We start from the raw sequence: 25,153 nt of genomic DNA, 5'->3' as shown, positions 1-25,153 counted from the left end.
CACGGCAGCCTTATGGGGTTAACGGGTGCGCGACAAAAGCGTGCCTTCGGAACAGCAGGGACTGGACTATGGGCAAGGTAACTGGATTTCTCGAGATCGACCGGCAGGTGCACAAGTACCAGCCAGCTTCCGACCGCATCCGGCATTTCCGCGAATTCACGCTGCCGATGTCGGACAAGGAAGTCGAGAAACAGGCCGCGCGCTGCATGGACTGCGGTATTCCGTTTTGCCATGGGCCGACCGGCTGTCCGGTCCACAACCAGATCCCCGACTGGAACGACCTCGTCTACAATGGCGACTGGGATGCCGCGATCCGCAACTTGCACTCGACCAACAATTTTCCGGAGTTCACCGGCCGCATCTGTCCCGCACCGTGCGAGGAAGCCTGCACGCTGAACCTCGAGGACATCCCGGTCGCCATCAAGACGGTCGAGCAGGCGATCGCCGACAAGGCCTACGACACCGGCCATATCCGCCCCTATCCGCCGGAGAGGAAGACCGGCAGGCGCGTCGCTGTCATCGGCTCCGGTCCGGCCGGCATGGCGGCGGCGCAGCAGCTCGGACGCGCCGGCCACGACGTGCATGTCTATGAACGCGAGAGCCGGCCTGGCGGGCTGATGCGCTACGGCATTCCCGACTTCAAGATCGAGAAACACTATATCGATCGCCGCATCGAACAGATGCAGGGCGAGGGTGTGACCTTCCATTGCGGCATCAATGTCGGCGTCGACAAGAAGGTTTCGGAACTGCTCGCCGATTACGATGCGGTGCTTTATTGCGGCGGCTCGGAAACGCCGCGTCCGGCCAATATTCCGGGCGACGATCTCGGCGGCGTCTATGACGCGATGCCCTATCTGGTGCAGCAGAACCGCCGCGTCGGCGGCGAGCCGATCCAGTCGGTGGCATGGCCCTCGCATCCGATCCTCGCCAGCGGCCAGCATGTCGTCGTGGTCGGCGGCGGCGACACCGCGTCCGACTGCATCGGCACCGCGTTCCGGCAAGGTGCTGTGCGCGTCACCCAGCTCGACATCCGTCCGCAGCCGCCCGAGAAGGAAGACAAGCTCGCGGTGTGGCCGTACTGGGCGACGAAGATGCGCACGTCTTCCTCGCAGGCCGAGGGCGCCGAGCGCGAATTCCAGGTGGCGACGCTCGAATTCATCGGCGAGGACGGCCAGCTCACCGGCGTCCGCTGCTGCGAGGTCGACGAGAAGCGCAAGCCGATCGCCGGCACCGAATTCGTCATCCGCGCCGATCTCGCCTTCATCGCCATCGGCTTTGCCGGTCCGGCGTCCGACAGCGTGATGAAGGAACTCGAAGGCGAGATAAAGGTCGTCACCGACAGCCGCCGCTCCAGGAATGTCGAGGCCAACGACCGCGACTACAAGACCAGCGTCGACAAGCTCTATGTGGCGGGTGACGTTCGCCGCGGCCAGTCGCTGGTGGTGTGGGCGATCCGCGAGGGCCGCCAGGCGGCGCGCTCCATCGACGAAGCGCTGATGGGATCGAGCGTCCTGCCGCGTTAGAGCGGTTCACCTTTTCAGGGAAACGGCCAACCGCTCCCATCTATTTGTTCTTGTCGCAATTCCGGGCGGAAAGCCGTCGCCCGGATCCGTTTCAGCGCTAAGCGTTTTAGCGATTGATCGCCGTCGTCGTGTCCGACGAAGCGGTCGGTGTCTTCGGCGGCCAGGAGAAATCATCGGCACGGCCTGGCGAGGCAGCCGGCGCCTTGCCCTCGACCGTCAGCTTTTCACCCGGCAGGTTCGGGTCGGGCTTGGCGGGCGGTGCAGCACCCAGAAGTTCGGAGCCGCCATCGAGGGCGGGATCGCTGAGCAGCATCGGCGGCGTGCGGTCGACGATGACGGGTGCCGAGGCCGGCTTCGACTCCTCCACGGGAGCTCCGGCCGGTGCGGAGACCGTCGTGACGCTTCCAGGCGCAGCCAGTCCGAGTATCTTGGCCAGCGGCTTTTCCGTATAGAAGGCGAGCTTGCGCTTGCCGGCCTTGCTCACGTTGATGCCGTCGTCGGAGCGCAGGCGCACCGCCTGGCCGTTGACGTCCGGACCCGAGGTGACGAAGGCGCCGTTCTCGTCGACGAAGCCGTCCCAGACATCGACGAACTCGCCGCCATGATTCTCGGCGGCCGAGTGATAGATGTCATTGAAGGCCAGCATATCCGAGGACATCTTCGCCACTCGAAACGCCGGCATGCCGACCCACAGGAACGGCACCTTGGCGTCCTGTATGGCCTTGCCCATGGCATCGGTGCGACGCTCATATTCCTTGGTCCAGTTCTCCGAACGCGGCTGCTCGCGCACGTCGCCGACCCGCATCTGCTGGCGGTCGTTGGAGCCAAGCATGACGATCACAACGGATGGTTTCTCCGTCTCGATCAGCGACTTGATCTCGACCGGCCAGTTGTAGAAATCGTCGCGCACGAAGCCGGAAGAGCCATTGCTGCGCGACACCACCCTGACGGCTGCGTTGTCGGCGAAGGCGGTGTCGAGGCCTTCAGCCAGCCCGCTCGCCATGAAATCGCCGACCACCAGCACCACGCGCGCATCAGGCGCCTTTTCGACGACCGGGATCTCCGGTTCGGGCGGCGGGCGCGGCTTGGATTTCCTCAGCTTCGGCTTTTGCCTTGGCCTCTCGAACTCAGGCAGCGGCTCGATCCGCTCGCTGCGGCGCGGAAACAGAAGGTCGCGCAGCGACCAGCCGCGGCTTTGCTCCTGCGCGAAGGCAGGCGTGTGGAAAGCACTGGCGCCGGCGACGGCAAGCACGGCGACGGCCACAACGAGGATCGGCAGGCGGCAAACGATCGACCAGATACGCGCAACCGGAACCAATCGTTTCTCCATCCCTTGCCGCATGACCGGGTGACGCGGTCAGTCATGCGCGAGCCGAAGCGCTACCGCATCCTGGCCGTCTTGAAAAGGATACCTCGCGCCATGGTCGGCCCTACTGCTTGCGGAGCCATTTCAGCACTTCCAGGCTCGGATAGCCATCCTGGGTCAAGCCAACCTTTGCCTGGTAGGCCATGATGGCGGCCTTCGATCCTTCGCCGATCTTGCCGTCGAACTTGCCTTCGTAATAGCCGTGCTCAGAGAGCCGCTTCTGCAACTCCTGCCGCTGCTCGAACGTCAGCTTGGTGAAGGGCCGCTGCCAGTCCTGCACCAGGCCGTTGCCGCCGGCGATCTCGTCGGCCAGCAGGCCGACGGCCAAAGCATATTTGTCGGCGTTGTTGTAGGCCTTGATGACCGAGAAATTCCTGACCATCAGGAAGGCCGGGCCGCCCCTGCCGTCCGGCACCTTCAATGTCGCCTTGTCGCTCAGGTTCCTGAACGGTTTGCCGCTGGCCCGGACGACGCCGAGCGCCTGCCATTGCGCCAGCGTCTTCGCCCCGGCGGGCAACTTGCCCGGCGGCAGGGTGACCTCGTAACCCCAGGTCTTGCCGGCCTGCCAGCCATTCTTCTTCAAAAGGTTGGCGGAGGTCGCCAGCGCATCGGGGATGGAATTCCAGATGTCGCGGCGGCCGTTGCCGTCCATGTCGACCGCATAGCGCTGGTAGCTGGTCGGGATGAACTGGGTCTGCCCCATGGCGCCGGCCCACGAGCCCATCAGGTGGCTCTCGTCGATGTCGCCGGTCTGCAGGATCTTGAGCGCGGCGATCAGTTGGGTGCGGGCATATTTCGACCGCTTCGGGTCGCCATAGGCAAGCGTCGCCAGCGAGCGGATGACATTGCGCATGATGTCGTCGCGCTTGAGAATCTCGCCATAGTTCGATTCCATCGACCAGATGGCGAGAAGGATGTTGCGGTCGACGCCGAACCGGGCCTCGATTCGATCCAGCCACGGCTTCCATTTGCGCGCCATCGCCCGTCCGTTGGCCACCGACTGGTCGTGCACGCGATTGTCGAAATAGTCCCAGGCGGGAGCGGTGAATTCCGGCTGCGTGCGGGCCTTTTCCAGCACCACCGGATCGGGCTCGATGCCCCGCATGGCTTGGTCATAAACAGTGCCCGAAACGCCGCCGGCCACCGCCGTGGCCCGGAAGCCGGCGACCCATTGGCGGAACCCCGCATCAGCGAAAGCGGGTCCTGCGGGCACCAGCAAGGCGAGCGAGAGGCTGGCGGCGGTCACCAGTGCCGTCAGGCGCCTTGCAGTGTTGCGAACGGACATCTTTTCCTCCTTCGTCAAATCAGGAAGATCATTGAACGCCGAAGCCGGTTAGTATTTAGTTTACCATAGGTGCCGCCGGGAACGAAAAGAGGTCCCGACGCTTTCAGGCCCAGTCAAATTTTTCAATAGTTGTTTGTTAGTCCATGATTTCGGCGTGAAGATGTGCCGGAAGCGAGTTTGGCAGCAGACCCCTCAAGCGGATAATTGGCATCATGAAACGAGTTCGCAAGGCAGTATTCCCAGTCGCCGGCCTCGGCACACGGTTTCTACCGGCCACGAAAGCCATTCCGAAGGAAATGCTGACTGTCGTCGACCGGCCCGTCATCCAATATGTGGTGGATGAGGCGCGCGATGCCGGTATCGAACATTTCATTTTCGTGACCGGCCGCAACAAGGCGGTCATCGAAGACCATTTCGACGTCCAGTTCGAGCTCTATGACACGCTGGCCCAGCGGGGCAAGGACGACCAGTTGACTCGCCTGCAACGGCTGCAGCCGGCCCCTGGGCAGACCAGCTTCACGCGCCAGCAGGTGCCGATGGGGCTTGGCCATGCCGTGTGGTGCGCGCGCGAGCTTGTCGGCGACGAGCCCTTCGCGCTGCTCCTGCCCGACATGATCATGCAATCGGAGAAGAGCTGCATGAAGGACATGGTCGAGCTCTACGCCGAGACCGGCAACAACATCATCGCCGTCCAGGAATGCGACCCGGCCGAGGCGCATAAATACGGCATTGTCGGCCGCGGCGAGGACACCCATCACGGCTTTCGCATCACCGGGATGGTGGAGAAGCCGAAGCAGGGCACGGCGCCGTCCAATCTCTTCATCAACGGGCGCTACATCCTGCAGCCTGAGATTTTCGGCATTCTCGAAGGCCAGGAGCGCGGCGCGGGCAACGAGATTCAGCTGACGGATGCGATGCTGAAGCTCGAGAAGCAGCAGCCCTTCTACGGCTATCACTATAAGGGGCGGACCTTCGACTGCGGCTCGCCTGAGGGCTTCGTCGAGGCCAATGTCGCCTTCGCGCTCTGGCGCAGCGACATGAACGAGAGCATGGCCGGTGTCATTCGCACCCTGCTCGACGAGGTGCGTCCGGCGGAGCGGCGCGCCGCGTCCTAGCCTGATCGGGTGTTGCCCGGACCCCGCTTCGGTGGCACCGTCAGCGTTGCACCTTCAGGCCGAGATAGACGCTGTTGGCGATGTAGTCGCGGCCCGGCAGGTTGCTGGTGAGCTTTTCAGTCCTGACCCGCGTGGTGAGGCCGGCATAGCGGTTCAGCCACCATGTCAGCCCGGCCTCCGCGCCCAGGATCAGGTCATGCCCGTCGGAGCCGGTATAATCGCGCCAGTCGAGGCCAAGCGCTGAATTCGCCGTCAGGTTGGCGCGAACCTGCCGCTCACCGGTGAGCCGGCCCGAATAGAGGACATCGCCGCTCTCGCCGGCCGTGGTGGTGCTCTCGATCGTGGTCTTTCCGGTCAGGCCGATGATGGTGCCGCGTTCGGGCGACCATTTGAGATCGGCGTTGACATAGGGCCCCACATTGGCCGGCAGTCGGTCGTCGTCGATGCCTTCGCGCAGCCATCCGACCGAGAATTCGCCGGACAGCTTCTCATCCATATCGAGCTCGAGGCCGGCGCGCGCGCCGAACCGTGTCGAGGAGCGTTCGAAGCCGTTGGAATCGACGCGCTGATCGTAGATCCGGCGACCGACTTCGACTTCGCCGAACGGGGTGATGGCCGGCGAAACCTGATAGCCGGTGCGCAAGGTCGCCGAGTAGAGCGTGGAATCGCGATCCTTCTGCGACAGCATGGTGCCATCCGAGAGCTTGGCGTCCCCGTAAAAGTCGTGCGTGACGGCGCCGGTCAGCGCGTAGCGCATCTTGCCGACATCCTTCTCGATGCCGAGGCTGCCGTCCACGCTCTGCCGCAGCGGCTGCGAGGTGACGCCGGCAATGGCATCAGGCGAGGAGGCCGATTCCGGCACCGCTTCGTAGCCGAGCCTGGCGATGGCGCGCAGTTCGTTGTCGAGATCGACGTTCAACTGGCCCTCGATGCGGCCCTGCGCATCGTTGATGTCCTCGCCCGACAGCGTGTTGCGGAAGATTCCATAGCCGTCGATGACGGCCGAATTCTCGCGCCAGTCGGACGTTGCCGAGAACCGCAGCGCCGTCTCGGACAGCACCGCCGGGCTGCCGCCGCTGCTGGAATTGGCGTTGGACGTTGCGGTGACGCCTTGTTCGAGCGTCGGCCGCAAGACAAAGCTGCCGACCTTGATGCCGGTCGCGGTGAATGGATCGTCTTGCGGTTTCGCCTTCTGGCCTTCGATCGAGCCGGTGCGCTCGGCGCCGGGATCGAGCTTCTGCTTGTCGAGGCTATCGATCGTGACGGCGCGGCGGTTGGTGCCGTCATCGTCCGCGGTTGCGGTATCGGCCCGCTCATCGATGGCGGCGGTGTTAGCCGTGCTGCCGGCGGACTGGCCGGGCTTGTTGTTGGTTTTTTTGCCGGCAGGCTTGGTGTCGTTTTTGGCGTCGCCGTCGGCCCCGCGCCGGCCTGCGGTCGAGGGCCGGCGCGGCTTGGCCGGAGGCTGATTGGCTGCGAACGGGTCGTCACCGGCCTGCGGCTGGTCGAAAATGCTTGCCGTGGCACCCGCAGCCTGGTCTTCGTCCGCGACCGCACCTGGGCTCACCGGCTGGTAGGTATTTGCTGGCGTTGCGTCCTGAGCAGTCTGGACCGCCGGCGATGCCTGGTCCAGCGATCCCTGCGCCCTGAGCTGCCTGGCCTTGCGCTGCTGGTCGGCCAGAATGGCCGATTCGGAGACCTCGCCGCGCAGCTCGGTCTCCTGGGCATGGAGTGCCACCGGGCGCAGCAATGCCAGAATGCTCGCCGCCACCAGCAGCGTGCCGACGGCTATGCCCTTTTGACCTCTCTTCGTATCAGGCTGGGGCCCGGACATCGTCACCACTGCTCGCGCGGCGCAGGCGCGCCATACTTACCGAACCGTAAAAGCGGATGGTTAACGGAGGGTTGAGGCAGGCCGGCTCCGCTACCTCAAATAGCCGCCAAACGGCAATTCCGTTGGACAGGCGGGCGGCATGGCGCTAATGGCATCTGCCATGCATGCGGGGTCCTCGGAAAGAAAGCAGCCGGACAGACAGGCTGCCATTGAATCGGCGCTGAGAACGGTGGCGACGGAACAGGCTGGCGTGGCGGTGCTTGCCGCGGCGCTCGGCAATGGCCTGGCCGAGCCGTTCGCAGCCGCCGTCGATACCATCTCGCGAATCGAAGGCCGGGTGATCGTCACCGGCGTCGGCAAGAGTGGCCACATCGGGTCGAAGATCGCGGCCACCCTCGCCTCGACCGGCACGCCTGCCTTTTTCGTCCACCCGGCCGAGGCCAATCACGGCGATCTCGGCATGATCGCCAAGGACGACGCCATCATCGCCATGTCCTGGTCGGGCGAAAGCAAGGAGCTGATGGGCATCGTCGCCTATTCCCGGCGCTTTTCGATTCCGCTGATCGCTATCACCTCGGGCGAGAGTTCGGCCCTGGCGCGCGCCGCCGACGTGGTGCTGCTGTTGCCGCCGGCCCCTGAAGCATGCCCGCACGGGCTGGCGCCGACGACATCAACTCTGCTCCAACTCGTCATGGGCGACGCGCTGGCGATCGCCCTGCTCGAGGCGCGCGGCTTCACGCCCGACCATTTCCGCACCTTCCATCCGGGCGGCCAGCTCGGCGCCAATCTGGCCCTGGTGTCGGAGATCATGCGCACCGGCGATCAAGTTCCGCTAGCCCTTGTCGGCACCAAGATGCCGGAAGCGGTGATGACGCTGTCGCAGAAGAAAGTCGGTTGCGTCTGCATCGTCGATACGGACGGCAAACTGGTCGGGATCGTCACCGACGGCGATGTTGCGCGCAACCTGCACCGCAATCTGGCCGACGTCACCGTTGACGAGGTCATGACGCGCACGCCCAAGACGATCGATGCGCAAACGCTTGCCGGCACGGCGATCGCCATGCTCAATGAGCACAATATCGGCGCGCTCGTGGTGACCAAGGACAATACGCCAATCGGCGTGGTTCATTTCCACGATCTGTTGCGCATCGGCGCTGCTTGACCGGCTAAACTGATCGCTTGGAGCATCCCGCTCCGGGCGCTCTAGACGGCCTCCACCGTCAGTTCCAGATCGGTGTCGGCGGCGCCGGTCACACGCACCTGCGTGCCGACAGGCAGGTCCGGACCGGAGACGCGCCACAGCGTGTCGCCGAGGCGGATGCGTCCACGGCCGTTCTTGATCGGCTCCGCCAATGTCGCTGTGCGGCCGACCATCTGCGCGCCGCGGCGGTTCAGCAGCGGCTGGTCCGCATTGGCGTTGCGATCACTCACCACCTTCTTGCCGATGAAGGCTGAGACCAGCGACAGCACGAGAAAGGCGAGGACCTGGAGCTGCCAGGTCCAGAACGCGGCCTCCCAGACCAGCAGCGACGCCGCGCCGATGATGAGCGCGGCGATGCCGATCCACAGCATGAACACGCCAGGCGCCACGATTTCCAGCACCAGCAGCACGAATCCGAGGACCATCCAGTTCCACGGCCCGAGTTCCGAGACGATGCGCTCGATCATTGACGTTCTCCCACCAAGATGGCGTGACTCAGCTGTCCGACGGGCGCACGACCGGCGTGCGCGAGCCCTGCCGTTGCGGGCCGGAAGGGCCATCGGCCTTGAACACTTCGCGGGCAATCTCGCCGATGCCGCCGAGCGACCCGATCAGCGACGAGGCTTCGAATGGCATCAGCACGATCTTGTTGTTGCTGGACGAGCCGATCCTGGCCAGCGCCTCGGTGTATTTCTGGGCGATGAAGTAGTTGATCGCCTGCACGTCGCCCTTGGCGATGGCTTCCGACACGACCTGGGTCGCCTTGGCCTCGGCTTCCGCCGAGCGCTCGCGCGCTTCGGCGTCGCGGAAGGCGGCTTCCCTGCGGCCCTCGGCCTCGAGGATCTGCGACTGTTTCATGCCTTCGGCGGCGAGGATCTGGGCGCGCTTGTCGCGCTCCGCTATCATCTGGCGGCTCATCGAATCCACCAGATTGGCCGGCGGGTTGATGTCCTTGATCTCGACGCGGGTGATCTTGATGCCCCAGGGGTGCGCGGCCTCGTCGACGACGCGCAGCAGGCGTTCGTTGATCGCATCGCGGTTGGACAGCAATTCGTCGAGATCCATCGAGCCCATGACGGTACGGATGTTGGTCATGGTGAGGTTGAGGATGGCGTTCTGCAGCCCGGAGACCTGGTAGGCCGCCTGTGCAGCATTCAGAATCTGGAAAAAGGCGATACCGTCGACGCCGACGATGGCGTTGTCGCGGGTGATGATCTCCTGCGTGGGGACATCCAGCACCTGCTCCATCATGTTCATCTTGGCGCCGACGCGCTCGAAGATCGGGTTGATGATGTTCAGGCCGGGCGTCAGCGTCTTGGTGTAGCGGCCGAAACGCTCCACTGTGTAGTTATAGCCCTGTGGCACCGTCCTGATGCCTTTGAAAAGAAGGAGGATGACGAGGAATACAAGAACAATGATGGCAATGTCGAAACCGCTAAAGCCCATTTCGTTTCTCCCTCAAAAGGCGGCGACCTCACGGAATCACTTAAGTGTGTTTCCGAAGCGTTACAATCAGGTGATCACGAATATTGATTAGCGAAGGCTTGTGTGCACTGGTTTTGCAGCCTTGCTGCCGGCACCTCAGACCCAGCCCGACAATTCCCGGCGCACCATCGCTTCGACGACCGCCATGCCCTCGGCGCTGTCGTTCAGGCAAGGGATGTGGGCGAAATGCTTGCCGCCGGCATGATGGAAGGTCTCGGCCGCTTCGCGGCCGATCTCGTCCAGCGTCTCGATGCAGTCGACGGAAAAGCCCGGATTGACGATGGCGATCGACTTCACGCCCTCTTTCGCCAGCTTCTCGACCGTCACGTCGGTATAGGGCTGCAGCCATTCCTGCGCGCCGAAGCGTGACTGAAAGGTGGTGATGAGCTTCTTCTCGTCCCAGCCGAGCCTTGCTCGCAGCAGCCGAGTCGTCTCGAGGCAATGCGCCTGATAGGGATCCCCCTTGTCGGCATAAGGCTTGGGGATGCCGTGATAGGAAGTGATCACCACCTCCGGCTCGAAATCGAGGCTGGTCAGATGCTTTTCGATCGAACGCGCGAGCGCCTCGATATAGATGGGCTCGTCATAGTAGGGCGGCACGCTGCGGACTGCCGGCGCGTGCCTGATCTTCATCAGCGCGCGGAACAACTGGTCGTTGGCGGTCGCCGTCGTCGTCGCTGAATATTGCGGATAGAGCGGAAAGGAAAGGATCCGGTCACAGCCCTGCTCGACCAGCCGGCGCGTGACGCTCGCCGTCGAAGGATTGCCGTAGCGCATCGCCCAGTCGACCACGACGTTCGGCAGGTCGCCGAGAGCTTCCGCCAGCTTGTCGGCCTGCGCGCGGGTGAAGGTGCGCAGCGGAGACTCGTTTTTCTCGGTATTCCAGATCCTGGCGTAGTTGGCGCCGGATTTTTTCGGCCGTGTGGTGAGCACGAGGCCGTAGAGGATCGGGTACCAGATCGCCTTGTTGAGCTCGATGACGCGTGGGTCGGACAGGAATTCCCGCAGATAGCGCCACATCGGCTTGAACTCGGTGCCGTCCGGCGTGCCGAGGTTGATCAGCATGATGCCGATCTTGCCCGTCCGCGCCGCCGCGGCGCCCGTCAGCGCCGGGCCGATGGTCACGGCGGCTTTTGCGTCGGCGGGATCGGCAAGCGTCATCAACTATCTCCGGGATCGGTGCGAAACTAGCGATGCCGCGCCGGTTTTCAATGCTGCCTGTGGCCGCACCTTATCCCGTCACCGTTCGAAAACGGAACACCCGCCCGGTGTCCCGGACGGGTGCCCATGAGTTCCGGAGGAAGCCTACTTCGCGGCCGGGGGAATGGTCAGCGTCCCGCCGAGCGGCAGCCGGCGCGGCTTGTAGTCCTTGTTGGCCTCGGAGATCAGCTTCCATTTGGTGCCGTCGCCATAGGCTTTCTTGGCCAGGTCCCAGTAGGTGTCGCCGGCGGCGATCACGTGGCTGCTCTCCGGGCTGCTCCCGGCCGGCTTGGCCTCCGTTGGGGCTGTTTCGGCAGGCTTTGCTGCTTCGGCTGGTGCCGACGTTGCCGTTTCAGCCGGAACGCTGGGCGGCGTGCCGGCGATGTCGCCGGAATTTGACGGCAGGGCCGGCATTGCTGGCTCAGCGGTCGCGGGCGCCATCTCCGCCGGCTTCGCCGGTTCGGCGGCCGGCGCCGTCGCGGCCGGTTTCGCGGGCTCCGCTGCCGCTACGGTCGCGCCGATCTCGGTGATGCGGCCGTCGAGCTTCGGCGTGTAGGGCCGGTGCGCGCCAAGATAGTCGGCCACCACCTGCTCAAGGCCCGGACCATAGTCATAGGCATCCGAAGCCTTCTCCGCGAAGACCTTGTAGCCGTCGCCGCCCTGGCGGACATAGTTGTTGGTGGCGACGAGATACTGCTTGTCCGGATTGATCGGCGTCCATGCGCCGTTTTCCATCACCTCGACGGATTTGACGCGACCTGCGTTGGGGGCGGCCGATTTGTCGAAGGAATATTTCAATCCGGCGACCTGCGGGAAGCGTCCGGCGCCATCCTCGATCTGGCTGAGGCCGCTTTCCAGGGCGGCCACCAGATCCTTGCCGGAGATCTTGAAGGTCGCCAGCGTGTTCTGGAAGGGCAGCACGGTAAGCACCTCGCCCATGGTCACGACACCCTGGTCGATCGAGGCGCGCAGGCCGCCGCCGTTCGTAATGACGATCTCGACGCCCTGGCCCTTCACGCGATCGAGGACGGCGTCCGAGACGAGATTGCCCATCTCGCATTCGCGGGCGCGGCAATTCTCCCGGCTGCCGTCGATGGGCTTGGTGGTCTCGGCGACTTCCTTGTTCTTCAGCGCCTCGATGGGCGCGCCCAGTTCCTTGATGCGGGCGAGAACGGCAGGATCCGGCGTGATCGACTTGTCGAGATAGATCGGGTCGCCGCTCGCTTCCTTGACGACGCCGTTGTCGTCGAACACCACCTTGAACTCGCCGAGATATTTCGAATAGGACGCCGCCTGCACCACCGGCACCTTGGAGCCGTCGGGGTTGTCGACCATCGTCGGATAGGGGCCAGCCGCCTTCGGATCAGTGTTGGACAGAAGCGTGTGGCTGTGGCCGCCGACCACGATGTCGACGCCGGGGATCTTGGCGATCACGTCGCGTTCGCGGTTATAGCCGATATGGGTGACGGCGATGATCTTGTTGACGCCTTCTCCCTTCAGCTTCTCGACCTCGGCGGTGATCGATTTGACGTCGTCCTCGATGGCGATGTTCGGCCCGGGCGAGGCGAGCTCCGGCGTGTCGTTGGTGACGGCGCCGACAATGCCGATCTTCTGTCCACCGACGTCAAGCACGATCGACGGCTTGATCTTGCCCGCGGCGCCAGACTTGTCGTTGGGCACCACATTGGCGCTGACGATCGGGAACTTCGCCTTGTCGAGGTAAGGCACCAGCGCGCTCTCGCCGTCGTCGAACTCGTGATTGCCGAGCGTCACGGCGTCGGGCTTGATCTGGTTGAGAAACTCCTCCTCCGCCGCACCCTTGTAGGTGATGTAGAACAGCGACCCTTGGAAGCTGTCGCCTGCGTTGAGCAGCAGCACATTCTGGCCCTCGAGCTTCTTGCGCTCCTGGGCGATCGCGGTGATCAGCCGACCGGCGCCGCCAATGCATTCGCCCTTGGTTTCCTCCTCGGCAGAGCAAGTCGATTCGTACTTGTTGTTGCCTTCGATGCGGCTGTGCCAATCGTTGAAATGCAGAATATTCAGCGTGTAGTCGGCAAAGGATGCTCCGGCCGACAGGCCAAGCGTCGAGGCAGACAGGGTTAGAATGGCGGCAATCTTCTTCATCTTTGTCTCCCGGATAAGCTGACTCGAAGGTGCTTAATCCCCTCGCTTGACCGCAACATTACAGTCAGCTCGGGATCATGTTCACATCGCGTTTCGGTCGATGCAAGCGGAAATCAGGAGCGGTTTGCCGGCACAAAAAAGGACGGCGGCTTCACGCCGCCATCCTTCATTCATGTCGATATTTTTCCGGATCTGACCTGACGCATTTGCCCGACGTCAGGGGAATGCACCTGCTGCAAATTGCCTACTGCATGTCGCGCAAAAGTGTGCAGCGGTTTTGCAAAAGCGACGTGCATAAGAACAAAGACCTAAAAGCGCGTCGCCTGATCCGTTCCAGCGCGATGCGCTCTAGGCCCGGCGCGTCAGGACGAAGTTCTGGCCGCTGGCGCTGGTGCAATTGAGCTGGCTGGTCGAAATCATCAGGCAATTGAAGCTGACCGGAGTCTGCCGGATCAGCGAGGTGCCATGGATCTCGACCGAGGTCGGGCCGGTCATGGTGTAGCTGCCCTCGGACAGCTTCTGGCCGGTGTCGGTCGCGACAGTGGTGAAGCTGCCGGCGGCAAAGGTCGACAGGCCAGTGCCCTTGGCGTCGATCCAGTTGCCTTCGACGCCCTTGGGCGCCGTCATTGAGGGCTGATCGGACGGGCCGGTGGTGGTGCAGGCGGCAGCGGCCAGAAGGCCTGCCGCGGCGCCCGCCGAAAGCAATTTGCGCGCAACGGTCATTTGAAAATCCTCTCCTCATTCCGCGCCTTTTCAATCGCCCGATTTCCGGGCGATTGCAAGGCGGAGACCGCAGCAGGCCTGGCTGCTATCGCACCAGGATGTTGCGGAACTGCCACGGGTCGTTCCGGTCGAGATCCTCGGGGAAAAGACCCGGACGATTGTCGAGCGGCGTCCAGTCGGTATAGTAGCCCTTGACCGGTCCGAGGTACGGAAACTGCACGTCGAGGCAGCGCCGGTAATCCATCTCGTCGGCCTCGACGATGCCGGCCATCGGATTTTCCAGCGCCCAGACCATGCCTGCAAGCACCGCTGAGGTGACCTGGAGGCCGGTGGCGTTCTGGTAGGGGGCAAGCCTGCGCGCCTCGGCCAGCGACAGCTGCGAGCCGTACCAGTAGGCGTTCTTGTCGTGGCCGTAGAGCAGCACGCCGAGTTCGTCGATGCCGTCGACCAATTCGTTCTCGTCGAGGACGTGATGCACTGGCTGCGCCTTGCCGGCGGCGCCGAACATCTCGTGCAGCGACAGCACCGCGTCGTTGCAGGGGTGGTAGGCATAATGGCAGGTTGGGCGATATTGCACCTTGCCCTTCTTGCCGCGCAGGGTGAAGAAATCGGCGATCGAGATCGCCTCGTTGTGGGTCACCAGGAAACCGTATTGCGGGCCGGGCGTCGGACACCAGCTGCGCACGCGCGTGTTGGCGCCAGGCTGCTCCAGGAAGATGGCCGCCTGCGAGCCATCCTTGTGCTTCCTGCCGTTCTTCGGCATCCAGTTCTCATGCGTGCCCCAGCCGAGCTCGGACGGCTGCATGCCTTCCGAGAGAAAGCCCTCGACCGACCAGGTGTTCCAGAACACGTCCATCGGCTTCGGCTTCTTGGTGCGCTGGGTATCGCGCTCGGCGATGTGAATACCCTTGACGCCGGCCTTCTTCATCAGCCTCGCCCAGCCCTCGCGGTCATGCTCCGCCGGCTCGCTGAACTCGAGCCCGAGATCGGTGGCAAGATTGACGAGCGCCTGCTTGACGAACCACGAGACCATGCCCGGATTGGCCCCGCAGCAGGAGACCGCCGTGGTGCCGCCGGGGCTCTTCTCCTTCTCCTGGCGCACGCTTTCGCGCAGCGCATAGTTGGTGCGCGACGCGTTGTCGGCCGTGTCGTCGAAATAGAAGCCGAGCCACGGCTCGACCACCGTGTCGATGTAGAGCACGCCGAGCTTGCGGCAAAGCTTCATCAGCTCGAGCGAGGAGGTATCGACCGACAGGTTGACGCAGACGCCCTGGCCACTGCCATTGGTGAGTAGCGGGGTCAGGAGCTTCTTGTAGTTCTTCCTGGTCACCGCTTCCTGCACGAAGGCTATCCCCCGCTCGTCAAGGAGCTTGCGGTCGGTGTCGCGCGGGTCGATGACCGCCATGCGCGACTTGTCGAACTTGAAATGGCGTTCGATCAGCGGCAGCGTCCCCCGCCCGATCGAGCCAAAGCCGATCATCACGACAGGGCCGGTGATTTCACCGTAAACGGGCCAGTTTTCATTCGCCATTTTTTCGCACACTCCTTCGAACCCGGGCAAAGCCGGCAATTTTCGCCGGTAGCCCTACACCACAGATCACTGTCATAAACCAGCGAAAAGCGCCAATTGCCGGCGATCTCTTCAAGCCCCCTTGGCCATTTGAGCGAGGTATCCGACCAGACGGTCACGGTCGGCGGTCAGGCCCTTGTAGTCGAGCTGCGCCTGGTCGAGGGCATTGAGCTGTTCGGCAAAGGAAGCCGCCAGCGCAATCCTGTCGGCATGGCGGGCGAGCACGGACAGCGGATCGAGATGGATGCGGATGGTGAAAAGAATGTCGCGCGAGACCGGCAGCTTGCGCAGCGTCTGGCGCTCGACGCGGATAAAGGCGTGGGCGTTGATGTCGCCGTCCGCGAAGCGCGTCGGACGGTTGGTGGCGCGGTCGATGCGCTGGGCGCTGTAGAGCGGATGATAGAGCGCATCATCCGCCTGGATCGACCAGTTGAAGCGTTCCACCGCCTGGCCCTGCAGTCCGTCGAACATGCGGTTGATGAGATCGGCCGGGCGCGTGCCGGGGCCGAACCCCGGCACCGGCGCATGGATTTCCTGCAGCGGCTTGCCGAATTTTTCGAGCAGGGACCAGGACGAGGGAAAGCAGAGCGAGCCCGCCGCGAGCCGCCAGCCGTTCCCGCCGCGACGCATCAGGATAAGGTCTTCCTGGACCAGCAGGGAAGCCCGGAAGAGCGGTGCCTCTCGCAATCCGGAGGGCGGCTCGTCGACCGCTCCTTCGAGGCCGATCACCTCGACAGTTGAGCCAGCGGCGCGATGGCTCTCGGGGTATTTTGCCGGGAGATAGGCGCTGAGAAGGTCGAGCACTTCCTGCTGCGCATCGCGGGTGCCGTGTTCCTCGACAAAGACTTTTTCCGGGATTTCGGCGTAAAGCCGTCGCTTTTCGGCAAGGTGCGGCAAAAGAAATTCATCGACCTCGATCCAGCGTTCGAGTTCGAGCGGCTTCAGACCGATGGTGAAAAGTTTCGAGGACCCGTCATAGGGCGTGTGGGTCGGCTGGCGAATGGTCATGCTTTCTCAAACAGAAACGGCTGCCCGATCCGGCGTCAGCCCAATTGCGCCGGAATCAGCCCGCGCAGCGAATTGCCGACGAAGATCGCCTTCGCCGAGTTCAGATCGTCGAAGGTGTAGATGGCTTCCGCGGCGCGGCCTTCGTCCAGAAGCTCGCCGCGCAGTATTCCAGGCAAGAGGCCGCAGTCGAGCCGGGGCGTCGCCAGCACGCCGTCGCCAAAGTCGGCAAAGAGGTTGGTGATCGTGCCCTCGCAGAGTTCGCCGCGTTCGTTGGCGAGCAGAACTTCGTCGGCCTGGTTGGTGAGATATTCCGCGCGTGCGTGCGTGAAGACCTGCCGCCGGCTGGTCTTGTGGCGCAGCAGCATGTCGCCGGAATCGAGCCGGGTTCGTGCCAGCCGCAAGCGCCAGACCTTGTCGGCAGGAACCGGCTCGTAAGGCTGCGCTGCTGCTGTCGCCTCGCCGCTGCGCTGCAGGGCAAGGCGGACGCGCAGAGCGACCTGCTGGCCGCCGACAGCATCCATCAGCGCCTTGCCGATCGGCTGCGGCTCGCAGTCGAAGCCCAACTCGCCGGCGGACGCATAGAGCCTTGCCAGGTGGCGGTCGAAACGCAGGAAACCCGAAGCCGGCTCCCAGCGCATCGTCTCGATCAGCTCGAAGTCGGCACTGTTCCCGTCGCGAAGCGCGCTTTGAGCAGACACTCCCGATACTCCTCCTCAGCGGTGGAATCGAAGACGACGCCGCCGCCGACATTGTAGACGGCCTCGCCATCGGCAAAGAGCGAGATGGTGCGGATCGCGACGGAAAAGCGCATCGTGCCGCCGGGGGCGATCCAGCCGATAGCGCCGCAATAGACGTCGCGCGGCACGCCCTCCAGATCGCGCAGGATCTCCATGGCGCGGATCTTCGGCGCGCCGGTGATCGACCCGCACGGAAACAGTGCGGCGAAGATCCGGCGGATGCCGACATCGGGCAGCAGCCTCGCGCGCACCCGGCTCACCATCTGGTGCACGGTCGGATAGGTCTCGATGCGAAACAACTCCGGCACCTCAAGCGTGCCGACCTCGCTGATCAGCGAGATGTCGTTGCGCAGCAGGTCGACGATCATCCGGTTCTCGGCCTGGTTCTTCTCGTCGTTGCGAAGGAACGCCTTCAGCCGCGCATCCTCGGTCCTGGTCGAGCCGCGCGGCGCCGTGCCCTTCATCGGGTGCGTCTCGATCATGCCTTCGGCGTCGATCTCGAAGAACAGTTCGGGCGAGCGCGACAGCACGACCGGGTCGCCGAGCGAAACCAGCGCGCCGTATTTCACAGGCTGGCGCGCGGTCAGCGCGTTGAAGGCGGCCAGCGGATCGCCGGACCATTGCGCGTGCACCGGAAAAGTCAGGTTGCCCTGGTAGCAATCGCCCTTGCGAAGGTGGTCGTGAAGCCGCGCGAAGCGGATGGCATAGTCGTCTGCCGACCAGGCCGCCCTGGCGTCGAAGATCGGACCGTTGGTGGCGGCCCCGTTGCTGCCCGGCACGGTCTGCTCGACGGGAGCGTCGAAGACGCCGAGGCAGATCAGCGGCGCACGGCGGTTTTCCGGCAGCAGCGGCACCAGCTTCGGCTCGAGCAGGTAGCCGGCCTCATAGGAGAAATAGCCCGCCAGCCATCTGCCCTGGTCCGATGCCGCCTGCGCGGCTTCCAGCGCGGGCGCGAACTCGTCCGCGCTGCGCGCGACGATGATCTCATGCGGACGATCGAAGACCAGCTGGCGAGCGGTCTCGTCGTTGCGGAAGATTGCGGAAGGCAGGGACATGAGCCTCGAATGCGATCAATTGCCGTCGATCGCTCTATATGGGGGCTCGGCGAGGTGCAATCGACAGAACGGCGTCGGGCGGCGCAAAGCCGGCTCTGGTCCAAATACCTGCCCCAAAACGGCGCCCGCGCCGAACGCCGCTTTCGTTGAGGTAGGCGAGCGGCATCAGCTGTTGCTGGCGGTTCCCGCCGAGGGGAAGAGACGGGCGAATTCCGCCTCATCGCCGGCAGCCAGCAGTTTCGCCTGCTCGACCCACTTCTCGCGCGCAATACGCCCGTCGAAACTGAGCACTTCCTCGATACGCTTGACGTCGTCCTCGCTCCAGGCGGCGATCTGGGCATAGGTCGTGACGCCCTGTTCCCTGAGCAGCCTTTCGTTGACCGGCCCGATGCCGATCAGGCGGCGCAGTTCGTCGGCCTTGCCACCCGCCGCATTGAGAGCGGCGCTCTTCTTCGGAGCCACGGCAGCCTTTTTCGGCGGCGCAGCCGCCGTTGGCGCGGCCGGCTTCCTGGCAGGCTTCGATCTTGGCGTTGAGGGCTGGGCGGCAGCAGGTGTCGAAATCAGCGCCGAAGGCGCCGGCGCCGAGGCCTTGTCTGCACCGACCCCGGCAGGCTTGGTAGGCGCTTCGCGAAGCTGGCGCTCGATGTCGTCGCGGGCGCGGACACATGCGTCGAGTTCTCCGGCCAGCCGATCGGCGTCGGCACGCATCCTGTCGCGGTCACCGCGCGTGCGATCAAGGTCGGCGCGAAGGCTGTCGAGGTCGCTGCGCAATCGGCCCCATATGAACCAGCCCAGCAAAACACCCGCAACGAAGGCCAAGAGCATGTAGAAGAAGGTGCTCATTCTCTCCTCGTCCGATGCCGGCCAGGGCCCAGAGGGGCGACCTTGCCGCAGTCATCGTCATTGGCTTCGCAGTCGAGAAAACCCGGCCTCATTCAGCTGCCGGCCACTGGCCTTCGCCGATGCCCCGTCCTCGCGTTCGCCGAGCGCAACGAGAGCCCGCTCTGGCTGCCTGATCCGTCCGGCTGAGCTTGGCTGGAGGCTATCATAAGGCGCAGACACGTGGAAGAACAGATATTTAGGTAAGAAATAGACCTGGCCCGAACACGCGCTTTCTGGCTTGTGCTCCCCTAGCACACGCCGTCACCTTTCGAGCGCCTCCAACTCATCGATGAGGGCCCCGATCACGCCGAGGCCGATCTGCCAGAAGCCCGGATCGGTGGCATCGAGGCCGAAAGGCGCCAGCAGCTCGGAATGATGCTTGGTGCCGCCGGCGCGCAGCATCTCGAAATACTTCTCCTGGAAGCCGCGCTCCGCATTCTGGTAGACCGCGTAAAGCGAATTCACCAGGCAATCGCCGAAGGCGTAGGCATAGACGTAAAAAGGCGAATGGATGAAGTGGGGTATGTAGGTCCAGAAGACCTCATAGCCATCGCGCAGCTTGATCGCGGGTCCAAGGCTCTCCGCCTGCACTTCCAGCCAGAACTGGCCGAGCCTGTCCGAGGTCAGCTCGCCGTTGCGGCGCTCGGCATGCACCTTGCGCTCGAATTCATAGAAGGCGATCTGGCGCACCACCGTGTTGATCATGTCCTCGACCTTCTGGGCGAGCATGGCCTTTCGTTCGCGTTTGTCGGCCGTCTGGTCTAGCAGCGAGCGGAAGGTCAGCATCTCGCCGAAGACGGAAGCGGTCTCCGCCAGGGTCAGCGGGGTCGCCGCCATCAGCGCGCCCTGGCCGGCGGCCAGCACCTGGTGCACGCCATGGCCGAGTTCATGCGCAAGCGTCATCACATCGCGCGGCTTGCCCATGTAGTTGAGCAGCACGTAAGGGTGCGCGGACGGCACGGTTGGATGGGCGAACGCGCCGGGCGACTTGCCGGGCCTTACCGGCGCATCGATCCATTTGCGGTCGAAGAAGCCGCGCGCGATTTCCGCCATCTCGGGCGAGAAGCGCTGATAGGCCGACAGAACCGTATCCCGGGCGTCGTCCCAGCGGATCACCGCCTGCGGGGTCTCCGGCAGCGGCGCATTGCGGTCCCAGTGGTTCATCACCTCCATGCCGAGCCAGCGTGCCTTCATCGCATAGTAACGGTGCGACAGGCGCGGATAGGCTTCCCGCACGGCAGCGGCCAGCGCGTCGACCACGTCGCGCTCGACGCGATTGGCGAGATGGCGTGAATCGGCGATGTCCTCGAAGCCGCGCCAGCGGTCCGAAATCTCCTTGTCCTTGGCCAGAGTGTTGGTGATGAGGGTGAAAGTGCGCAGATTCTTGCGAAAGGTTGCGGCGAGCGCCTCGGAGGCGCGGCGGCGCACTTCGCCGTCTGCGTCCTGGAGCCGGTTGAGGGCCGGTTCCAGCGCCAGTTCTTCGCCGTCGAGGTCGAAGCGCAGATCGGTCATCGTCTCATCGAAGAGGCGGTTCCAGGCCCCGCGACCGGTCACCGACTTCTCATGAAACAACTGCTCGACCCGGTCTTCCAGCTGATAGGGCTTGTCCTTTCTGAGGTCGAGCACCCAGGGTCGGTAATGCGCGAAGGTCGGATCGGCGGCAAGCGCGCCCTCGACCATCGCATCCTCGATCAGGTTGAGTTCCAGCGCGAAGAACAGGAGATGCGCGCTGGCGTCCGTCATCTTTTCCTGGACATCGCCGTAAAGCTTGGCGCGCTGCGGATCGGCGGTGTTGCCGGCATAGATCAGCCCCGCATAGGACACGATGCGGCCGATGAGTTCCTCCAGCGCTTCGTAGGCCTTCAGCGCTTCGCCGAGCCTGCCGCTGCTGCCGCGCCCGGCCTCTGCGGCGAGCGTCCCTTTCCAGCGGGTCTCGAAGGCGATGGCATCGCTTGCAGCCCTGGCGATGTCACGCTTCAACTCCGGTGCATCCATGCCGGCATAGAGATCGGCGAGATTCCATTCCGGCAGGTCGCCGAGTTCCGCCGCACCCTGACCGGACGCCGTCGCTGCAAGCCCCCGACCAAACATCATCCGCATCAGCAATACCTTTTTGAATCACGACCAGAATCAAAGGGAAAGGAGAAGCCGGTCAAATCCTAAGGAATTCGTTCACCGGGTTTTTTGAAACCTTATTTAGAACCCTGTGCCAAGATGATCCATGGGGTTTCTCGGGCAGGCAACTCAAGACAGTCATGACAGGTTCCATACTCATAGTCGATGACGATCCCGTGCAGCGCAGGCTGCTCGAGGCCGCGGTGACGAGGTTCGGCCACACCGCGATCGTCGCCGACGGCGGCGAGGCAGGCCTCGATGTGCTCGACGGGTCGAATGCGCGCGAGGTGTCGGTCGTCATCCTCGACCTGGTCATGCCCGGCCTAGACGGCATCGCCGTGCTGAAGGCGATGCGCGAGCGCGGCATCAACGTCCCGGTCATCGTGCAGACGGCGCAGGGCGGCATCGAGACCGTGGTTTCGGCGATGCGCCAGGGCGCCTTCGATTTCGTCGTCAAGCCTGCCTCGCCCGACAGGCTGCAGACCTCGATCTCCAACGCGTTGAAGGTCGAGGCAATCGAGGACGAGGTGAAGCGCGCGTCGCGGCGGCGCGGCGGCCATCTGACTTTCAAGGACCTGATCACCCGCAGCCCCGCGATGGACCGGGTCATCCGCCTCGGCCAGAAGGCAGCAGCTTCGAACATTCCGATCCTGATCGAAGGCGAATCGGGCGTCGGCAAGGAACTGGTGGCACGCGCCATCCAGGGCAGCGGCGATCGTCGCTCGAAACCCTTCGTCACCGTGAATTGCGGTGCCATCCCCGACAACCTCGTCGAGTCGATCCTGTTCGGGCACGAAAAAGGCTCCTTCACCGGCGCGACCGACAAGCACACCGGCAAGTTCGTCGAAGCGCATTCGGGAACATTGTTCCTGGATGAGATCGGCGATCTGCCGCTCGACGTGCAGGTGAAGCTGCTGCGCGCCGTGCAGGAGGGAGAAGTGGACCCGGTGGGCGGCCGTTCGACCGTGAAGGTCGACATTCGTCTCATCTCGGCGACGCATCGCAACCTTTTGCAGCAGGTCAAAGATGGCAGATTCCGCGAGGACCTGTTCTACCGCCTGAACGTCTATCCGATCTTCGTGCCGCCGCTGCGCGACCGCCGCGACGACATCCCTTACCTCGTGCGGCACTTCATGGAAAAGGTCGCGCCCGCCGATCCGCGCCGCCGCCTCACCGGCATATCTGCCCAGGCGCTGGCGATGCTGCAGGCCTATGACTGGCCGGGCAACATCCGCCAGCTGGAAAACGCCGTCTTCAGAGCCTCCGTGCTCGCCGATGGCGACCTCTTGACCGAGGAGGAATTCCCGCAGATCCGGGCCCAGGTGGAAGGCACGATCATACTCGAGGCGGAGCCGGCATCGGCCGTCGCCGAAATGGCCGTGGACGAACCGTCGGCGGTCAATGGCGTCGCTTCCGCCGAGGACAGCGGCGAGGGCGCAGGATATGGAGCGCCGGCGAGGCTGCAGCCTCGCTTCGGCACGCTCAGGGCGCTCGACGAACGCGGCAACGTGCGGGCGTTGGCCGAGGTCGAGCTCGAGATGATCAAGCTGGCGATCGACCGTTATAACGGGCAGATGAGCGAGGTCGCCCGGCGCCTGGGCATAGGCCGGTCGACACTCTACCGAAAGTTGAAAGAATATGGCATTGATCCCGAAGCGGGTCGTGTCGATCGGCTCGCCTCCTGAATCGGAAGACCCCGGCGGGCCCCTCGGTTTCAAGTTTGAATCAATTTTTTGGCTCCCGACTCGGGCAGCCTGGATTTCCTGCGATTCGCACGCTGCGATCACGCAATAAGGCTGGCGGTAACAGATCGTGTTTCGGCTTGAGCCGAATTCATGATCTAAACCAGTGATTTACCACGAAACGCAGTGCATCATTTTTGACGGGATATCGCCATGGTGTTACCGCATTTCGGCTTCAATAAGCGATGATTAACCATTAGGGTCGATATTCGGATGTGCTAGTTCTGCATCCGTTTGGTCAAATCCGGGGACAAACGGCAGCCTGCAAGGCCATTTGATTTGAACAAAGTCGAGCGATACAAGAACGGGCGGCATTTCCACATGAGCGTCTGGCCGAGATGGCTGGCTGCCGTGATTCTGGCCGTCGGGGTTCTCTCAGCTGCCTCGTCCGGGGCGAGGGCCGAAGTTCGTTCGCTGAAGCTCTATCACCTGCACACGCACGAAAAGGCGGAGATCGTCTTCAAGCGCAATGGCCGCTACGATCCGGAAGGCCTGCGCAAGATCAACATCCTCCTGCGCGACTGGCGCCGCAACGAACCGACCAAGATGGATCCGCGGCTGCTCGACCTCGTGTGGGAAGCCTATCGGCAGGCCGGGGCGACGGACTACATCCAGGTCGTCTGCGGCTATCGTTCGCCGGCCACGAATTCGATGCTGCGCAGCCGCAGCAGGGGCGTTGCCGAGAAAAGCCAGCACATGCTCGGCAAGGCGATGGACTTCTACATTCCCGGCGTGCCGCTGAAGAAGCTGCGCAATATCGGGCTCAAGATGCAGGGCGGCGGCGTCGGTTACTATCCGACGTCGGGTTCGCCTTTCGTGCATATGGATGTCGGCAATGTGCGCCACTGGCCGGGGATCAGCCGTCAGGAGCTGGTCAGCCTGTTCCCGAACGGCAAGACATTGCATGTGCCGAGCGACGGCAGGCCGCTGCCGGGCTACGAACAGGCGATGGCTGCCTACAAGGCACGCAAGGGTGCCGGGACGCCCAACATCGAACTCGCCAGTGCCGGAGGCTCGACCAAGCGATCTGGCGGACTGCTTGCAGCCTGGTTTGGTGGCGGCGCAGACGAGGCCGATGATGACGCCGATACCGGCGGCGGCGCTCCGGCGCCTCAGCAGAAGGTCGTGAAGCAGGTGGCGATGGCCAAGAGCAGCAATCTGCCGGGCATCGCAATCGTCGCTCCGAAGGACGCCAAGCGCGCCAACATTCCGCAGATCGCCGACGACGGCAGCGACGATTCGCAGCCGCAGCAGGATACGCCTGAGACCATCATCGCCGCGCTGCCGCCGAAGGAGATTCCGTTGCCGGCCTTCGCGCCGCGTCCGAAGGCCGATGTCGGCCAGGCGCCTGAGAATGTGCCATTCGGTATGGCGGATGCCACGGCTACGACCGAGCAGGCTGTAGCGACCGCTCATGCGCCGGCCAATGTGCCGTTCGGCATGGCCGACTCCGGTGCGCCCCAGACCGGCGCCGATCCGGCCCAGGTCGCGGTCAACAACGTTCCGCTGCCCACCCGGCGGCCGGATTTGCCGGCGGAGCTGGCGCCCAAGGACAAGGCTGTGCTTCTGGCTCTGGCCGATACGGCTTCGCAGGACAAGAGCGCGACCGATGCGTTCTCGGTGCTGCCGACCGAGCGGCCCGATGCGAGCAAGCCGGATGAGATCAAGGCAGTTCTCGAACAGGCCAACGCAACGACCGAGGCCGGCGCGAGCGGCGCCGAATATCAGCTTGCGTCGCTGACGGAACCGCAGCCCCGTTCCGCTTTCAACGATCCCTCGGGTCTCGACGCGGCATCGCCGCGGGACGCCATCGCTGCCCGCCCCGCCGGGACCGATCCTGCGCAGGCGATCGGCGCCGGCGTGAAGACAACGCGCAAGGAAGCCAGGCCTTCCACCCGGGACCTGAAACCCGGGCCGAAGGCGATGGTGGTCGCAGCGCCGCCGCAGGCGGCGCGCTGGGCCCTGGGCAGCGGCGAGAATATCGCCGCCGTTTCCGACCCGACGACGGGTCCGCGCTATGCCTACAACATCGTCCATACGGCGCCGAGCGAGGTCTACACGGCGGGCTTCCAGACGGACGGCGAGGTGCAGGATGCCAGCCGGTTCAGCGGCAATGCGGTGAAGTTCCTTTCGGTCGCACGGTTTCAGACGAAATAGCGGACTTGCCATCCAGAGAAGCCGCGCCCGGCAA

General features: G+C 64.0%; 19 protein-coding genes. 5 read left to right on the top strand and 14 right to left on the bottom strand.

Annotated elements, in window-relative coordinates; all coding sequences use genetic code 11:
* Nucleotides 1-68: 68 nt before the first annotated feature.
* Entirely contained in the window at nt 69-1,523 is a 1,455-nt protein-coding gene (locus EN818_RS20485) for a glutamate synthase subunit beta (protein ID WP_095806282.1), read from the top strand.
* A gap of 106 nt (nt 1,524-1,629) precedes the next feature.
* Here the strand turns inward: EN818_RS20485 and EN818_RS20480 are convergent, their stop codons facing one another.
* Nucleotides 1,630-2,841, bottom strand: coding sequence for a DUF459 domain-containing protein (locus EN818_RS20480; protein WP_095806479.1), 1,212 nt, complete (start codon nt 2,839-2,841; stop codon nt 1,630-1,632).
* A 112-nt stretch (nt 2,842-2,953) separates the two neighbouring features.
* The gene (locus tag EN818_RS20475; RefSeq protein ID WP_095806283.1) at nt 2,954-4,174 is read right to left on the bottom strand and encodes a lytic murein transglycosylase; all 1,221 of its coding nucleotides are present in this window, start codon (nt 4,172-4,174) and stop codon (nt 2,954-2,956) included.
* A 203-nt stretch (nt 4,175-4,377) separates the two neighbouring features.
* On the opposite strand from EN818_RS20475, the gene galU reads away from it, so the two are divergent.
* A complete protein-coding gene (gene galU, locus EN818_RS20470; protein WP_176478380.1) occupies nt 4,378-5,289 on the top strand; it encodes a UTP--glucose-1-phosphate uridylyltransferase GalU in 912 nt (303 codons plus the stop codon).
* A gap of 40 nt (nt 5,290-5,329) precedes the next feature.
* Here galU and EN818_RS20465 read toward each other — a convergent pair whose 3' ends face one another.
* Nucleotides 5,330-7,120, bottom strand: a complete 1,791-nt coding sequence (locus EN818_RS20465) for an outer membrane beta-barrel protein (protein WP_095806480.1) — start codon at nt 7,118-7,120, stop codon at nt 5,330-5,332.
* Nucleotides 7,121-7,280: 160 nt separating this feature from the next.
* Between EN818_RS20465 and EN818_RS20460 the strand changes: the two genes are divergently transcribed.
* Entirely contained in the window at nt 7,281-8,282 is a 1,002-nt protein-coding gene (locus tag EN818_RS20460) for a KpsF/GutQ family sugar-phosphate isomerase (protein ID WP_095806481.1), read from the top strand.
* Nucleotides 8,283-8,323: 41 nt separating this feature from the next.
* On the opposite strand, the gene EN818_RS20455 is transcribed toward EN818_RS20460, so the two are convergent.
* The 11 genes from EN818_RS20455 to EN818_RS20400 form a co-directional block, all read right to left on the bottom strand.
* Entirely contained in the window at nt 8,324-8,788 is a 465-nt protein-coding gene (locus tag EN818_RS20455; protein WP_095806285.1) for an NfeD family protein, read from the bottom strand.
* Between the two features lie 28 nt (nt 8,789-8,816).
* Nucleotides 8,817-9,767, bottom strand: a complete 951-nt coding sequence (locus tag EN818_RS20450) for an SPFH domain-containing protein (RefSeq protein WP_095806286.1) — start codon at nt 9,765-9,767, stop codon at nt 8,817-8,819.
* Between the two features lie 135 nt (nt 9,768-9,902).
* Nucleotides 9,903-10,967 carry a ferrochelatase gene (gene hemH / locus EN818_RS20445; RefSeq protein WP_095806287.1) on the bottom strand — a complete coding sequence of 355 codons (1,065 nt, stop codon included), beginning with the start codon at nt 10,965-10,967 and terminating at the stop codon, nt 9,903-9,905.
* A gap of 144 nt (nt 10,968-11,111) precedes the next feature.
* Entirely contained in the window at nt 11,112-13,130 is a 2,019-nt protein-coding gene (locus tag EN818_RS20440; protein WP_135904632.1) for a bifunctional UDP-sugar hydrolase/5'-nucleotidase, read from the bottom strand.
* Nucleotides 13,131-13,478: 348 nt separating this feature from the next.
* On the bottom strand, nt 13,479-13,853 hold the full coding sequence (locus EN818_RS20430) for a hypothetical protein (protein ID WP_095806289.1): 375 nt from the start codon (nt 13,851-13,853) through the stop codon (nt 13,479-13,481).
* Between the two features lie 85 nt (nt 13,854-13,938).
* On the bottom strand, nt 13,939-15,384 hold the full coding sequence (locus EN818_RS20425) for a homospermidine synthase (RefSeq protein ID WP_095806290.1): 1,446 nt from the start codon (nt 15,382-15,384) through the stop codon (nt 13,939-13,941).
* Nucleotides 15,385-15,495: 111 nt separating this feature from the next.
* Complete coding sequence (locus EN818_RS20420) at nt 15,496-16,431, bottom strand: DUF3445 domain-containing protein (protein ID WP_095806291.1); 936 nt, start codon at nt 16,429-16,431, stop codon at nt 15,496-15,498.
* Between the two features lie 35 nt (nt 16,432-16,466).
* Nucleotides 16,467-17,129, bottom strand: coding sequence for an aminotransferase class IV family protein (locus EN818_RS20415; RefSeq protein WP_095806292.1), 663 nt, complete (start codon nt 17,127-17,129; stop codon nt 16,467-16,469).
* Nucleotides 17,078-18,223: an aminodeoxychorismate synthase component I gene (locus EN818_RS20410; protein WP_095806293.1), complete on the bottom strand. Its 1,146-nt coding sequence runs from the start codon at nt 18,221-18,223 to the stop codon at nt 17,078-17,080. The genes EN818_RS20415 and EN818_RS20410 overlap by 52 nt, the downstream gene beginning before the upstream one ends.
* Nucleotides 18,224-18,388: 165 nt before the next feature.
* The gene (locus EN818_RS20405; RefSeq protein ID WP_095806294.1) at nt 18,389-19,066 is read right to left on the bottom strand and encodes a proton-conducting membrane transporter; all 678 of its coding nucleotides are present in this window, start codon (nt 19,064-19,066) and stop codon (nt 18,389-18,391) included.
* 300 nt (nt 19,067-19,366) lie between these two features.
* On the bottom strand, nt 19,367-21,205 hold the full coding sequence (locus EN818_RS20400) for a M3 family oligoendopeptidase (RefSeq protein WP_176478373.1): 1,839 nt from the start codon (nt 21,203-21,205) through the stop codon (nt 19,367-19,369).
* Nucleotides 21,206-21,360: 155 nt separating this feature from the next.
* On the opposite strand from EN818_RS20400, the gene EN818_RS20395 reads away from it, so the two are divergent.
* Both EN818_RS20395 and EN818_RS20390 read left to right on the top strand, forming a co-directional pair.
* Nucleotides 21,361-22,905 carry a sigma-54 dependent transcriptional regulator gene (locus EN818_RS20395; protein WP_095806296.1) on the top strand — a complete coding sequence of 515 codons (1,545 nt, stop codon included), beginning with the start codon at nt 21,361-21,363 and terminating at the stop codon, nt 22,903-22,905.
* A 378-nt stretch (nt 22,906-23,283) separates the two neighbouring features.
* Entirely contained in the window at nt 23,284-25,119 is a 1,836-nt protein-coding gene (locus EN818_RS20390; protein WP_095806482.1) for a DUF882 domain-containing protein, read from the top strand.
* The last annotated feature ends 34 nt before the right edge of the window (nt 25,120-25,153 follow it).

This window comes from Mesorhizobium sp. M3A.F.Ca.ET.175.01.1.1 (assembly GCF_004791945.1).
GTDB lineage: Bacteria > Pseudomonadota > Alphaproteobacteria > Rhizobiales > Rhizobiaceae > Mesorhizobium.
Note: the sequence above shows the minus strand (reverse complement) of the source record. Positions and strands in the feature narration are given on the sequence as shown.

Coding starts and splice junctions, on each gene's coding strand:
- EN818_RS20485 (WP_095806282.1), top strand. CDS start 69: ATGGGCAAGGTAACTGGATTTCTCGAGATCGACCGGCAGGTGCACAAG.
- EN818_RS20475 (WP_095806283.1), bottom strand. CDS start 4,174: ATGTCCGTTCGCAACACTGCAAGGCGCCTGACGGCACTGGTGACCGCC.
- EN818_RS20465 (WP_095806480.1), bottom strand. CDS start 7,120: ATGTCCGGGCCCCAGCCTGATACGAAGAGAGGTCAAAAGGGCATAGCC.
- EN818_RS20460 (WP_095806481.1), top strand. CDS start 7,281: ATGCATGCGGGGTCCTCGGAAAGAAAGCAGCCGGACAGACAGGCTGCC.
- EN818_RS20455 (WP_095806285.1), bottom strand. CDS start 8,788: ATGATCGAGCGCATCGTCTCGGAACTCGGGCCGTGGAACTGGATGGTC.
- EN818_RS20450 (WP_095806286.1), bottom strand. CDS start 9,767: ATGGGCTTTAGCGGTTTCGACATTGCCATCATTGTTCTTGTATTCCTC.
- hemH (WP_095806287.1), bottom strand. CDS start 10,967: ATGACGCTTGCCGATCCCGCCGACGCAAAAGCCGCCGTGACCATCGGC.
- EN818_RS20440 (WP_135904632.1), bottom strand. CDS start 13,130: ATGAAGAAGATTGCCGCCATTCTAACCCTGTCTGCCTCGACGCTTGGC.
- EN818_RS20430 (WP_095806289.1), bottom strand. CDS start 13,853: ATGACCGTTGCGCGCAAATTGCTTTCGGCGGGCGCCGCGGCAGGCCTT.
- EN818_RS20425 (WP_095806290.1), bottom strand. CDS start 15,384: ATGGCGAATGAAAACTGGCCCGTTTACGGTGAAATCACCGGCCCTGTC.
- EN818_RS20420 (WP_095806291.1), bottom strand. CDS start 16,431: ATGACCATTCGCCAGCCGACCCACACGCCCTATGACGGGTCCTCGAAA.
- EN818_RS20410 (WP_095806293.1), bottom strand. CDS start 18,223: ATGTCCCTGCCTTCCGCAATCTTCCGCAACGACGAGACCGCTCGCCAG.
- EN818_RS20405 (WP_095806294.1), bottom strand. CDS start 19,066: ATGAGCACCTTCTTCTACATGCTCTTGGCCTTCGTTGCGGGTGTTTTG.
- EN818_RS20400 (WP_176478373.1), bottom strand. CDS start 21,205: ATGCGGATGATGTTTGGTCGGGGGCTTGCAGCGACGGCGTCCGGTCAG.
- EN818_RS20395 (WP_095806296.1), top strand. CDS start 21,361: ATGACAGGTTCCATACTCATAGTCGATGACGATCCCGTGCAGCGCAGG.
- EN818_RS20390 (WP_095806482.1), top strand. CDS start 23,284: ATGAGCGTCTGGCCGAGATGGCTGGCTGCCGTGATTCTGGCCGTCGGG.